The sequence below is a fragment of the Halpernia sp. GG3 genome, from assembly GCF_052976925.2.
In genome coordinates, this window is sequence record NZ_JBRIIR020000017.1 from 100572 (window position 1) to 115291 (window position 14720).

Annotated in this window: 10 protein-coding genes and 1 tRNA gene; 5 read left to right on the forward strand and 6 right to left on the reverse strand. The window is 32.7% G+C overall.

The window, feature by feature from the left end; translation table 11 throughout:
* Positions 1-53: 53 nt before the first annotated feature.
* The 5 genes from ACVBED_RS09865 to ACVBED_RS09885 all read left to right on the forward strand — a co-directional run bounded on the left by ACVBED_RS09865 (position 54) and on the right by ACVBED_RS09885 (position 9301).
* On the forward strand, positions 54-3431 hold the full coding sequence (locus tag ACVBED_RS09865; RefSeq protein ID WP_473094950.1) for a methylmalonyl-CoA mutase family protein: 3378 nt from the start codon (positions 54-56) through the stop codon (positions 3429-3431).
* A gap of 69 nt (positions 3432-3500) precedes the next feature.
* Positions 3501-4157: a hypothetical protein gene (locus ACVBED_RS09870; protein WP_473094951.1), complete on the forward strand. Its 657-nt coding sequence runs from the start codon at positions 3501-3503 to the stop codon at positions 4155-4157.
* A gap of 9 nt (positions 4158-4166) precedes the next feature.
* A complete protein-coding gene (locus ACVBED_RS09875; protein WP_447120121.1) occupies positions 4167-6107 on the forward strand; it encodes a DNA methyltransferase in 1941 nt (646 codons plus the stop codon).
* Positions 6108-6109: 2 nt separating this feature from the next.
* Entirely contained in the window at positions 6110-6700 is a 591-nt protein-coding gene (locus tag ACVBED_RS09880) for a hypothetical protein (RefSeq protein WP_447120122.1), read from the forward strand.
* Positions 6701-9301, forward strand: coding sequence for a DEAD/DEAH box helicase family protein (locus ACVBED_RS09885; protein ID WP_447120123.1), 2601 nt, complete (start codon positions 6701-6703; stop codon positions 9299-9301).
* Positions 9302-9349: 48 nt separating this feature from the next.
* On the opposite strand, the gene ACVBED_RS09890 is transcribed toward ACVBED_RS09885, so the two are convergent.
* From ACVBED_RS09890 to ACVBED_RS09915, 6 genes are all read right to left on the reverse strand, one after another.
* Positions 9350-9423 (reverse strand) — tRNA-Met (locus tag ACVBED_RS09890).
* 48 nt (positions 9424-9471) lie between these two features.
* On the reverse strand, positions 9472-10749 hold the full coding sequence (locus tag ACVBED_RS09895) for a TlpA family protein disulfide reductase (RefSeq protein ID WP_447120124.1): 1278 nt from the start codon (positions 10747-10749) through the stop codon (positions 9472-9474).
* A 73-nt stretch (positions 10750-10822) separates the two neighbouring features.
* The gene (locus ACVBED_RS09900) at positions 10823-11053 is read right to left on the reverse strand and encodes a signal peptidase (protein ID WP_473094952.1); all 231 of its coding nucleotides are present in this window, start codon (positions 11051-11053) and stop codon (positions 10823-10825) included.
* Positions 11054-11082: 29 nt separating this feature from the next.
* Positions 11083-12987, reverse strand: coding sequence for a T9SS type A sorting domain-containing protein (locus ACVBED_RS09905; RefSeq protein WP_447120126.1), 1905 nt, complete (start codon positions 12985-12987; stop codon positions 11083-11085).
* Between the two features lie 96 nt (positions 12988-13083).
* Positions 13084-14247 (reverse strand): ATP-dependent Clp protease ATP-binding subunit ClpX, encoded by a 1164-nt coding sequence (gene clpX, locus ACVBED_RS09910; protein ID WP_447120127.1) that lies wholly within the window; start codon positions 14245-14247, stop codon positions 13084-13086.
* Positions 14248-14285: 38 nt separating this feature from the next.
* Positions 14286-14675, reverse strand: a complete 390-nt coding sequence (locus ACVBED_RS09915) for an HIT family protein (RefSeq protein ID WP_447120128.1) — start codon at positions 14673-14675, stop codon at positions 14286-14288.
* Positions 14676-14720 lie beyond the last annotated feature (45 nt).

Consider the following 14720-nt stretch of genomic DNA (forward strand, 5'->3'; position numbering starts at 1 on the left):
AAATACCTTCTAGTTTTTTTCAGAATGATTATCTTTGGACTTTAGCAAAACATATGATACCAACAGAGAATTATTCCCCTAAAAATAATGTAAGAATTGTAACTGCAGCTTCACTTTTTGATGGTCATGATGCCGCCATAAATATTATGCGGCGCGTGATTCAGGGAACTGGTTGTGAAGTTATTCATCTTGGCCATGATAAATCTGCAGAAGAAGTAGTGAATTGTGCCATTCAGGAAGACGCCAATGCGATCGCTTTAACTTCTTATCAAGGCGGTCATAATGAATATTTTAAATACATCTATGATCTTTTACGCGAAAAAAATGCTCCGCAGATTAAAATTTTTGGCGGTGGTGGTGGCGTAATCTTACCGGAAGAAATTAAAGATTTAATGGATTACGGCATCGACCGAATTTATTCGCCCGATGATGGACGGGAATTGGGATTACAAGGAATGATCAATGATTTAGTGAAACAAAGTGATTTCCCCACAGGAAGAGACATCACTATTTCGGATTTAGATAAAATTAAATTTGAAGATGCAAAATCTATTGCAGAAGTTATATCCGCGGTTGAAAATTTTTCGGAGGAGAAACAAGATTTAGTACAAGAAATAGATAAACGTGTCTCTGAAAATAAGCATTATAATACAATACCAATTATCGGAATTACTGGAACTGGCGGAGCAGGAAAATCTTCTTTGACAGATGAATTAGTGCGGCGTTTTTTGCGTTCAAATCCAGATAGAAAAATTGCGATAATTTCAATTGATCCATCTAAAAAGAAAACAGGCGGTGCACTGCTAGGCGACAGAATCCGAATGAATTCTATTAATGACAAACGCGTTTATATGCGTTCAATGGCAACGAGAGAAAACAATGTTTCCGTTTCACCATATATCCATTCGGCTTTAAATATTTTAAAATTAGCAAATCCAGATGCAATCATTTTAGAAACATCCGGGATCGGCCAGTCTGGCTCAGAAATTACAGAAATTGCAGATCTTTCAATGTATGTAATGACCCCAGAATACGGCGCTTCTACACAGCTGGAGAAAATTGAAATGCTAGATTACGCAGATTTAATTGCTTTAAATAAATCTGACAAAATGGGTGCTTTAGATGCGGTTCAAGCCGTCAGAAAACAATACCAAAGAAACCATCTTTTATTTGAAAAAACTTTGGAAGAAATGCCGGTTTTTTCTACAAAAGCGAGTCAGTTTAATGATTGGGGAACCACAGAATTATTTAATATTTTAATTAAAAAATTAAATATAAAATTTCCAGAATTAAATTTCAATGTTTACGTCGAACAAAATCATCAGGAAGAAACCACTATTATTCCACCAAGAAGAGTTCGCTATCTCTCTGAAATCGTTGATAATAACCGTGAATACGATGCAGATGTAAAAAACCAAGCACTGATCGCAAAAAGAATGTATTTGATCGATGGCGCGAAAAATCTGATTACAGATGATAAAGACACCACGGAAAAATTAGAAAAAGTTTTTATTAAAACGAAGAAAGAACTTTCCGAAGATAATATTCGGTTTTTAAAAGGCTGGAAAGGTTTTAAAGAAGAAATGAAACAAGACACTTTTTCTTATTTTGTACGTGGAAAGGAAATAAAAGTGGAGACATCCTCCAAAAGTTTATCTGGCTTAGCTATTCCAAAAATCTCTTTACCTAAATTCCAAGATTGGGGTGATCTTATTCAATGGAAAGGTCAGGAAAATGTTCCTGGACAATTTCCATTTACGGCAGGAATTTATCCTTTTAAAAGAACTGGCGAAGATCCAACGAGAATGTTTGCTGGTGAAGGTGGTCCGGAAAGAACAAACCGAAGATTTCATTATGTTTCTGCAGATACCCCTGCAAAACGTCTGTCAACAGCATTTGATTCTGTGACGCTGTATGGACAAGATCCGGCATTGCCGCCAGATATTTATGGGAAAATCGGAAATGCAGGTGTTTCGATTGCGACTTTAGATGATGCTAAAAAATTATATTCCGGTTTTGATCTGGTTAATGCAATGTGTTCCGTTTCAATGACCATCAATGGTCCGGCTCCAATGTTACTTGCCTATTTTATGAATGCCGCGATCGATCAAAATTGTGAAAAATATATCACCGAACATCACTTAGAACATTTAGTAGAAGCAAAATTAAAAGAAAAATACGACGATAATAATCTTATAAGACCAACTTACACCGGCGAATTGCCACCAAGTAATGACGGTTTAGGTTTAAAACTTTTAGGTTTAACTGGTGATGAAATTTTACCTTCGAACATTTACGCCGACATTAAAGCCAAAACGATCGCAACAGTTCGTGGAACTGTTCAGGCCGATATTTTAAAAGAAGATCAGGCGCAAAATACCTGTATTTTTTCCACTGAATTTGCTTTAAGATTGATGGGCGATGTACAACAGTATTTCATTGATGAAAAAGTAAGAAACTTTTATTCGGTTTCAATTTCCGGTTATCACATTGCAGAAGCGGGTGCAAATCCGATTTCACAATTGGCTTTTACGCTCTCAAATGGTTTCACTTATGTCGAATATTATTTGAGTCGCGGTATGGATATCAATGATTTTGCACCGAATTTATCATTCTTTTTCTCAAATGGTGTTGATCCGGAATATGCAGTAATTGGGCGTGTTGCAAGAAGAATTTGGGCAAAAGCCATGAAAATAAAATATGGCGCCGATGAAAGAAGTCAGATGTTGAAATACCACATTCAAACTTCGGGACGCTCTTTACACGCACAGGAAATTGATTTTAATGATATCAGAACGACGCTTCAAGCACTTTATGCGATTTACGATAACTGTAATTCTCTTCACACAAATGCTTACGATGAAGCAATCACAACACCAACTGAAGCGTCTGTTCGCCGAGCTATGGCAATTCAGTTAATTATTAACAAAGAATTAGGTTTGGCTAAAAATGAAAATCCTTTGCAGGGTTCGTTCATTATCGAAGAATTAACGGATCTAGTTGAAGAAGCAGTTTATACAGAATTTGATAAAATTACAGAGCGTGGGGGCGTTTTAGGCGCGATGGAAACGATGTATCAACGCTCAAAAATTCAGGAAGAATCGATGCATTATGAATGGCTGAAACATACAGGAGAATTTCCAATTATTGGAGTAAATACTTTTTTAGGAAAAGATGGTTCGCCAACTGTTTTGCCAAAAGAAGTCATTCGTTCTACGGATGAGGAAAAGAAAATTCAGATCGCGAATGTAAAAAATTACCAGCAAGCACACTCTGAAAAATCGACAGAAATTTTAAAAGAATTGCAACACGCGGCTGTTAATCAAGAAAATCTATTTGCAGTGATGATGGAAGCGGGGAAATATTGTTCTCTAGGAGAAATTACCAATGCACTTTTTGAGGTTGGCGGAAGATACAGACGGAATATGTAGTCAGGAGTAAGAACCAAGACACAAATAAAAACTCTCAAATTCTTTTGAGAGTTTTTTTTATATTTGTGAATGAAAATTTTTAAAATATTAATCGTGGTCATTCTTTCGACGATTTCAGCCAGTACATCTGCCCAACAAACGACTAAAAAAATAGGTATTATTTTTAATATTGACGGGCCGTACAAAATTTATAAACAAGCGGTCTATGCGACAACTGCAACCGACCGAAATGTAAGTGAAGAAGATAAGTTTTATGGCGTAATACAGTTTATGGGAACAGAAAAAGGCAATCCCTTGCCAAGATTAAAAGACTTCTATATCAATACCTTGAAAGAGAAAGGATATGATGTAGTCGTTTTAACAGATACCGTAGACACGAAAAACTTCTCAATATTTACTGCTACTAAGAAGAAAATAGATTTTCGACAATTCAAAGATAAATATAATGTAGATGAACTGATCGTGGTAAAAGGCGAGTATGGTTTGGAAGTTGAAAAGGTTGGCGCTTTTAATGGGGACAAAAGAACAAATATCAGTTTTTGGAATTATTGGATGGATACAAATACCAATATTTTGAAAAAAGAATTTTATGTTTTTAAATATCAAAACATAACGAAAAAAGATATGATTAATCCTCCGGATTATCCAAACGTAACTGAAAGCATGGATTTACTTTTAAACAAAAAAGTTTTCCGAAGTCTTAAATCACAAATTTCAGACTTATAAAATCCACAAATGAATTTATTCCAGCACATTAAAAAACTTTTAGAGCAAAACGAAATGTTTGCTAATGAAGAAGTGCTGCTTAAAAATAAAATTGTTGAAGCTGGTTTAAAATTAGATCCTGCACTTTTATCACTATTAATAAGCGACGAAAAAGCCAAAAGTATTTTTTTTCAAGAGGCTTCGGGCACTTTAGTCTTCGATAAAGTAAAATTCCAAAAATTTATTTCGAATAAAGAATTTTTACCAGATAGTTTTACCTCATTTAAAAATAAGATCGGACTTAGCGCAAATGGTGAATATCTCACAGAAACTAGGGAAGTAGTTTTGAATTTCCCCTACAAGGACTGCATTTTGGAGGGTGGACAAACAAAAGAAGATCAAAAAAAACAAGAAATTTTTTGGAACGAAACTTTAGCGGTGGATGAAATTGACCGTTTACTGGAGCCGAAAGTTTTTACCAATTGGAAAAAATTTGACAAAGATGGAGAACATAAAATTGATGATATTTCAGTAAATGATAATTTTATTATTAGAGGGAATAATTTGATCGCTTTACATTGTTTAAATAAAATCTACAAAGGAAAAGTTAAACTTATTTACATCGATCCACCTTACAATACGGGAAATGACAGCTTTCAATATAACGACAGTTTTAATCATTCTACGTGGCTTACTTTCATGAAAAATCGTCTGGAAATAGCGTGGCAACTTTTAAATAATGATGGTGCTTTTTTCATACAAGTTGACGACAGTGAATTTGCGTATTTAAAAATTCTGTGTGACGAGATTTTTGGCAGAGAAAACTTCCGGGAAACTATTGTTTTAAAATCAAGCACAGAAAGTGGCGTAAATGCAATCAATGTTAAAAGAGGCGAAAGACTTTTTAAAGTAAAAGAATATATTTTATTTTACTCAAAAAGCTCAAAATTCAGGTTTAATCCCTTTTATACTAAAGCAGAATTTAATTCAAACTATAAATATGAAGTCATTAAGACTGACAATGAATTTAAAGTAACAGATTTATCAAAAAAATATAAAGAGAAATTTGAAAACTATCATTTGTCTAAAGCAGAAAAGGATATTTTAGCTAAAAAAGAATTTGAAATCTATGCTTTAAATAACGCTAAAAACATCTATTCTTTAGAAAAAAACATAAAAAAAGCTGGTGAGAAATTTAAAAATTTTGCAAGTCAAAATAAAACTAAAGGCTTAGTAGAAGAATTTATTAACTCATTAGATAAAACCGTTTTAATGTACGAAGGTGGCTCGCTCGTTCCTTTAATTGAAAGAATCGTAGAAGAAGATGGCAAAAATTATTTTGGAGTCTTGGCTTCTGATCTCTGGGTAGATATTGGTACAACTGCTTCCACCGAAGGCGGTGTTAGTTTTAGCAATGGTAAAAAACCGGAAAAACTTCTTAAAAGAATTATTGAAATGTGTACTTCTGATGGAGATCTGGTTTTAGATTATCACCTTGGAAGTGGCACGACAATGGCCGTTGCGCATAAATTAAACCGAAGATATCTGGGAGTCGAACAATTGGATTATGGCGAAAATGACAGCACGCAAAGATTAATAAAAGTTATTGATGGTGAGCAATCTGGAATTTCGAAACGCGTAAAATGGACCGGCGGAGGTTGTTACGTTTATGCGGAAATGCTTGAAAATAATGGGAAATTAGTAGATTCTATTTTAAATTCGAATTCTACAGAAGACTTACTTTTGATCTTGAAAAAACCAAATTTTGAAAAATCAATTAAATATAATGCCGATCTTGAAAAATTAATAGGTAAAGATTTCGTTGCACTTTCTTTCGAAGAACAGCAAAAAATCGCTTTAGGAATTATAGATAAAAACAACCTCTATGTCCCATTTTCAGAGATAAACGACATTGATTATAAAATATCAGAACGTACGAAGAAACTGAATAACCAATTTTATAATTTTTAAAAATGGCAAATTACAAGATTGACAGAGCGTTTACAGATTTAATTCATAAAGAAGTGGCGCTATTTAAGATTTATAAACAATTAGGTTGGCAAGAAATTTTGCGAGATAAAGACGAAGCAATTCAGGCAGATATAAAAGATGGAATTGATTATGCTTTTTTTGCAAATGGTAAAACTGTAACAGTTCAGGAAAGATTTAGAGAAAAACAATATGCGATTTATTCGGATTTTACCATACGATATAGAAGAGATCATAATGTTCATTCTGACAGAAAAGAATCGGAATATTATAAAATAAAGGCAGATTATTTTGTTTACGGCGTTACTAACTGCGATAAAAATTCATCTCATACTTGTAGTGACTTTTTAAAATATGCGGTCGTCGATTTAAAAAAGATTTACAAAAAACTTGATTGTGGAGATATTTTCATAGTTGACAATGGTAAAAATACTTGTATAATAAAAGAAGGAAAAATAGAGTGTCCTATAAAATATAACAACGATAATTCTTCCAGCTTTTTCCCAATTGAAATTTTATTTCTCACGCAACTTTGGGGTGAAGAATTGGTTTTATCCCAAAAAGGATTTATTTAAATGCAGAATTTAAATAATCAAATTTCCACCGCTTTATGTGAGCATTCTTTTAAAATCGAATCCACTCATAACATTTCGGTAAATCTTAATTCAAAATGGGAATTACGGCCTTATCAAAAGGAAGCGTTTGCAAGATTTGATTATTATACTTCGAAATTTCAATCTAAAAAAACACCTTCTCATTTACTTTTTCACATGGCGACCGGCAGTGGAAAAACGTTGGTGATGGCTGGCCTCATTTTAAATTTATACGAAAGTGGTTATCGTAATTTTATTTTTTTTGTCCACAACAGAAATATCATCGAAAAAACGAGAGATAATTTTCTGAATAATTTATCATCGAAATATCTTTTTGCAGACCAAATCGATTTTAACGATAAAAAAATAGAAATTGCAGAAGTAGAAAATTTTGAAGCAACAAATAAAGATGACATAAATATCGTTTTCACGACGATTCAGGGCTTGCATTTAAAGATGAATTCCCCAAAAGAAAATTCAATTACTTATGAAGATTTTGAGGAACAGAAAGTCGTCTTAATTTCGGATGAAGCGCATCACATTAATGCTGATACGAAGAAGGGAAAGCTGACGAAAGATGAAGAAGAAGCTATTTTAAGCTGGGAAGCGACGGTCAATAAAATTTTTAAGTCTAATAAAGAAAATTTTTTAATAGAATTTACGGCAACTGCAGATTTAGAAAATTTAAATATTAAAGAAAAATATGAGAATAAATTAATTTTTGATTATCCTTTAAAGCAATTCAGGATTGACAAATACTCAAAGGAAGTTAATTTGCTTCAATCGAATCTGGAGCCTTTTGAGCGCGCTTTGCAAGCAGTAATTTTAAGTCAATACCGAAGAAAAATATTTCAAGATTTTGCAAAAAATATAAAACCAGTTACTCTTTTGAAGTCAAAAACCATTGACGAAAGTCTCGCATTTTTTGAGGAATTTGTATTAAAAATTAAGGGCTTAAAAGAAAGTGATTTAGAAAATATTAAAATCAAAAATGGGACAGGTATTTTTAAAACGATATTCGAATATTTAGAGAAAAATAATATTTCACTAGAAAATTTTTTACTTGAAATTAAAGAGGATTTTGATAAAAATAAATGCATTTCGATAAATAGTAAAAATGATAGTAATGAAAAACAGTTAATCATCAATAGTTTAGAAGATATAAATAATGAAATTAGAGTAGTTTTTGCGGTCGATAAATTAAATGAAGGTTGGGACGTTCTTAATCTTTTTGACATTGTTCGTCTTTACAACACACGAGACGGCGATCATAAATCTGGTAAAATTGGAAAAACGACGATGTCGGAAGCCCAACTCATTGGTCGTGGTGCACGTTACTGTCCTTTTCAAATTGACAAAATGCAGCCTTTATATCAAAGAAAATTTGATGAAGATTTGGGAAATTCACTCAGAATTTGCGAGGAACTTTATTACCATTCTGCGCATAATCCAACTTACATTTCTGAACTTAATAAGGCTTTGGAAGAAATTGGCCTAAAAGAATCAAAAATTATTGAGCACAATATTAAATTAAAAGATCGTTTTAAAGAAACTGAATTTTATAAATCTGGTGTTATTTATTTAAATGCACGAGAAACAGATGACAGATCAAATATTTTTGAACTACCGAAAGAATTAAGAGTAAAAATTTTCAAAGTAAAATTTTCTCATGGTTATTCTACAAATTCGAGAATTTTTGAAAAAACGAGTCTAACAAAAAATAAAATTGCAACAAAAACATATCATATCCTTGATTTTGGAATAGTTGTTATTCGAAAAGCGCTCAATAAATTACCATTCTATCACTTTGATAATTTGCAAAAACACTTCCCCCATCTTTCTTCTATTAACGATTTTATAAATTCCCCATCATTTTTGAAAGGGATAATAGTAGAAATTGAAGCTGATTATGATTTTGCAAATAATCCGGATAAGGAAGTCCAATTAAAAGTTATAGTAGCAGTTTTGAAGGAAATTGAAGAATTTATTTTAAAAAGTGTAGTAGAATTCAGAGGAAGTTATGAATTTAAAGCAAATAAAATATCAGACATTTTTAGAGATAAAACGATGAGTTATTCCGTTAATGCAAATGTTGCTAAAAATGTTGAAAAACAGAAAACTTCAACAAATAAATTAGATTTAATTGAAGGTTTTTATCCATTTGATTCCCAAAAAATAGCTTCGCAGGACGAATATTTACTTAATTTATTAAAGCAATCATATAAGTCACTCCAAAAATCATATGCAAATATTTATCTTTTCAAAAATCATAACCACTTTAAACTTTATAATTTTGAAGACGGGAAATCTTTAAACCCAGATTTTGTTTGTTTTTTAATTGAAAAGAATAAAAAAGACTCAAAACTATTTCAAATATTTATAATAATTGAAGAGAAAAATCAGAAAAATACTGAAATTTATACAAAGCAATTCTTTCGTAAAATTGAAAGTGAAGCAAAAATAGGAGTAACTGAAGGAACACAGAATTATAAAATACAATGCATATTTATAAATGAAGAACAAAAAACAGGGAATAGTTTTGACAAATTTTTAAAAGAATTAAAAAAAAAGCAGGAACTATAATTCCTGCTTTTTTTAATAATGCTTGTAACCTGAATATACAATGCTTTGTAGCGAAGACGGGAATTGAACCCGTGACCTCAGGGTTATGAATCCTGCGCTCTAACCGACTGAGCTACCTCGCCATTTTAAGGTGGTGCAAATATAAAAAATTATTGCGACTTAAAAAATAGTTATTTCAGATTTAAAAATTTAAATAAATCTGCCACATGATCTGGTTTAGCGATGATTTTGTTATTTTTATCTAAAACAAAATAAGTAGGTGTAGCGTGCACATTGTACTTTTCTGCGTAAGAACTGTTCCAACCACGAATCTCGGCATCGTTAATCCAAGGTAAATCTTTTATTCTCTTTTCATATTTCTCTTTATCACTGTCTACTGATAGACCAATCACCTGAATATTTTGCGCTTTTAGCTCGTTGTATTTTTCAATGATTTTTGGTATTTCTTCTTCGCAGTGTGAACAAGTTGAAGCCCAAAAAAGTATAATTTTTTTGTCAGCTTTCACATCATAAATAGATTTTACAGCGGTGTTAAAAGGTTGAGTAAAAATATAATTTTGGAATGTTGCTCCCATTTCGACATTCTTATTGGTTGAAATGGTAGCTGCTAAGCGATCATTAATAGTACATTTTAGACTGCTTGCCTCGGTTAAATACTTTTTTTTTAAATCACTCATATCATAAGTATCAAAAATCTCTATCAATTCTGATAAAACAGTTTGTCCGCGGGGCGTTTCAACATTCAATGCGGTAAGTAATTTATCAATAGAGCCTGACACTGAGCTTTTGGGTGCATTATTAAGATAGGATATTAATAATGGTTTTAATAGTGATGAAGTTTCCAGCATTTCGCTGGATGATGAGATGAAATTTATGACCTCATCTTCCTTTTTAGGAACAGAATTGGCATCGTTCTCCAGATATTTTTTATAATTTACGTTGTAAAAATAAATAAAAGGATACTTCGTAGGTTCATAGGTTATTTTCTGAGATAGTCTTTCGATTTCCTGATTTATTGCCTTTTTAAAAGGCGAAGCGATAGTATAAAAATCATTCATTTGATAAAGTGCAGGCAATATAAGTTCCTTTTTTCGTAGAATATCCTGAACTTCGTTCATAATGCGGTTAGAATCATCCTTATATTCAATATCAGTTAATTTATTTGCATTCATTTTAAAACTGATATTTACGTCCTTATTTTCAGAAATTAAATTAATAGAGTTATTAGCTTGAGGGATATAAATGCGCATCATTCCTTGGTAAGAATTTGGCACATTAAAAACCCAGCCATTAACATCTTTCAAAGCTTTGGAAGACAATATATCCTTGGATCCATTTAAGGTGTAAAGGTACGCTTCATCTCCTTTTTTCAAATCAGTAGAATTTATGGTAACAGTAAATTGTGCTTTAATAAAAGATGCAATGAACAGTGTAAGAATGAAGATCATTTTTTTCATGGCGTAAATATAAAAAATCTCGCAATAAATATTGCGAGATTATAAGTTAAAAATATTATAAAGATTATGCCTTATTAAATTTTATTTTTTTATAAAAATAGGTTATTAAAAGAATTGCCAATGTGAATAATACAATTTGGTATATATCGATAGGTGTAGCAGGAACCGCTCCAGGTCCACCCGCGCCATTTGGTGGCGGTGGTGGTGGAGTTACTCCAGCTTTTGCAAAATTAAATAGGCTTGTAACTAATACCAAGAAAGTAACTACTAATTTATTTTTTAAATTTTTTTCCATGTTAATGATTTTTGTGTAAATACCTTGTATTATCTTACAATTTTTGCTGTTGCTTTTACTCCTTTTTCTGACACAGCAGTTACTACATACCCACGATTCTCTTTAGCCAACTGTATCACAAAATCAGTACTAGTAGATACATTTTTCTTACTTAAAACCAATTTTCCACTCATATCATAAACTTGAATGTTTGCTTTTTTCCACTCAGAATCAAATTTTAAAATATAATTATCGATGGACGGATTATATGCTACCTGAGTTCTTGATATTTTGCTTATTGATGTATCAGTTCCTAAAGTTTGGTTTGGTTTACCATAAAATAGTGAGTATTGAGAGTTAGATACTGGAATAGTTTGATCTTGAGCAGCTTCTTCAGCCTTACCATTTATAGCTTCATAATAGAAGCCTGTCCCTGTAGAAAGGTTATGCACTCCGGTATCAACTAGTGCACCGTTTTCACGAATTTCAAATTTTAAAGATTTTACATCAGATCCAAATATGGACAGCGGCAGTGCTTTTCCATTAAAATCTTGCTCATTCGCCTCATTAATATAAAGCCAATACTGTGAAGCATAGTTACTATCTATGCCACCCAAAGTGGGATTTTCTTCATATGTTCCAATGACATTAGTCTGTTCACCAGAAACTTGAGTAGTTCCTATTGATGAGTGACCGGACAAACCACTATTATAAACTACGAAATAAGTCCTACCCAACTCATTACCGTCTGAATCCAAAGCTAAAACACCTAATTGTTTGACAGTTGATCCGCCAGAGCCAATGTTCTTGGCTGCTGAAACGGAATATGGAGTAGAAGGATTTCGTACAACATTATTAAATCTTCTTAATTTATCAAAACCTAAAGTTTGTGCTGTAGTGTTATTTCTTAATTTAATTTCAAAAGTCTGCATTGGTTTTATTATCAAATAAGTAACGTCCCCAACCAAAACAGGAGGATTTGCGTTAGTGAATGTCACATATTTTTCAGAATTATTTACTGTTCCACTAGCACGAGTGTTTATGTAAGTTCCATCAACTCTGATTCCCTGAATGCTACTTATATAATTACCATCACCATTTGCACTAGCATCATTTATATAGATATTAGACAAGTCTAGATTTGTAAAATAAGGATTTGAATATTGGTAAATATTTTTCCCATAACCATTTGCAACATCCCACGCGGGAGTTACAAATTCGTCCGATAAATATGTATTAAATTTTTCGTTGTAAACGTTTCTGCCATTTCCGCCGTTCCCAAAATCAGCACCTGTTCCAGCGCCTGATAAAGTTACCGATATACCATCTGCGTATGGCATTCCCTTAAGCGTGTGCAGCGTCGTAGCAACATTTAAATTAGTTCCACCGACAATATAGTAACCTGTCGGGTCGACCGTCGCGGATGCAATATCAGTATTACGACTCACCGCTTTAAAAGCATCCCACTTTAAAATTTCATTTTTACTATATCGCGAATTAATAAAAGTTTTACCAACACCAAAATCTCCGGTAACCGTCCCGTTACCAAGGGTACTAAAAGTTTTATTATAAAAAGGAATTGCCATTTGCTGGTAACTTCCATTAGACGGAACTTGATATTCCTTACTTACAATTCCTGTTAAATTAACTTGTGTGATTCCAGAAATATATAACTGTCCGTATGAAGGAGGAGCAGTAAAAACCCCTGGCGTATTATCCTTTAAAGTAAAATTGCCAGTTGTAATTGTTTCAAATTTGTCAGAACCGGTTCCGACAACCATTACATTTCCACCGTTGTTAAATGCACCACCAGTATCGACTTTCAGTCCACCACCATTATAAACCAATGTATTCGGCGTAACTGTCAAGACCGCTGTGTTCCCAACGTAAGTAATTTGTGCGTGCGCAGCTAAGCCAAGGAGAATGACCCCTGCAGTTAGTAAATTTTTAATCATCGGTTTGTGTTTTATAAATATTTACTACGAATAAATATTTCTGTACAAAAGTACTTTTTTTCTCTAAATCCACAAAATAATTAAAGATTTTATAATTTATATGCTGATTTTCTTTTCTATACTGTCAATATTGTACATATAATCCTCTAAAACTTTCTCCGTAGTTCCTCTCAATCCACGCGCACCTAAACCCTTCTCTAATGTATCGTCAACGATATCGCCAATCGCTTTTTCGCTGAATTTTAAAGAAACACCATCCATTTTAAACAACTCCACAAACTGGTTTACAATAGAGTTTTTTGGCTCAGTCATTATACGAATCATGGTTTCTTTAGTTAATTTATCCAAATAAGTGATGATCGGAAATCTTCCCAAAAGTTCTGGAATTAAACCAAAAGTTTTTAAATCGATCGCATTTAATTGGCTTAAAATATAGTCTTCTTCTTCAATTTTATTTAATTTTTCTGCGCTAAAGCCAATCACTTGCTTATTCAGTCTTCTTTCAATAATATCTTTAATACCGTCAAAAGCACCACCTGCGATAAATAAAATATTTTGTGTATTAACCTGAATATATTTTTGATCGGGATGTTTTCTTCCACCTTGTGGCGGCACATTTACAATACTTCCTTCTAATAATTTTAATAAACCCTGTTGCACACCTTCCCCCGAAACATCTCGTGTTAAACTTGGATTATCAGATTTCCGGGCAATTTTATCAATTTCATCAATGAAGACAATTCCTTTTTCGGCTTTTTCCACATCAAAATCAGCAACCATAAGAAGTCTGGACAAAATACTTTCCACGTCCTCTCCTACGTAGCCTGCTTCCGTTAAAATTGTTGCGTCAACTATACAAAAAGGCACATTTAATTCCCGGGCAATTGTCTTCGCTAAAAGCGTTTTGCCCGTGCCAGTTTCCCCTATCATAATGATATTCGATTTTTCAATCTCAACTTCCCGGTTTTCATCTTTCGTGTGCAAAAGTCTTTTGTAATGGTTATAAACAGCAATTGCCATTTGCTTTTTCGCCTGTTCCTGGCCAATAACATATTGATCTAAAAAGTCAACAATTTCGCGTGGTTTTTTAAGCTCTTCTAATCTTTCAGCAGGTGAAAATTTTTCTTTTTCGCCACCTTCTTTTACAATAACGTGCGCTTGCTCGATGCAGTTTTCACATATAAAACCTTCTTGCCCGGAAATAAGCATTTGCACTTCATTTCTCTTTCTTCCGCAAAAAGAACATTGGTTTGAGTTCATATTTTATCTAAATTAAAAATTAGCCTTTCGACTAATTTTTATGAGTTTTTAATTAAATTTTGTGTGTCTTCAAATTCTTTAGTAGAAAATTTTAAACGGGTATTTTTGAAGTTCATGTCGCCTATGACATTTAACGGAATCAAATGAATATGAGCGTGCGGTACTTCTAAACCAACCACGGCAAGTCCTACTCTTTTACAGGGAATCACTTTTTCAATTTTTTTCGCAACTGTTTGAGCAAAACCAAATAATTCTTTGAAATCTTCAGTTTCAATATCAAAAATTTTATCCATCGGTTTTTTAGGAATGACCAGAGTATGACCTTCTACCAAAGGCGAAACATCTAAAAAAGCTAAAAATTTATCGTTTTCCGCAATTTTATATGCAGAAATTTCACCATTAATGATTTTTGTAAAAACTGTTTCCATCACTATTTTCTTCGTTCAAAATTACACATCTGATGCTTAATGTTT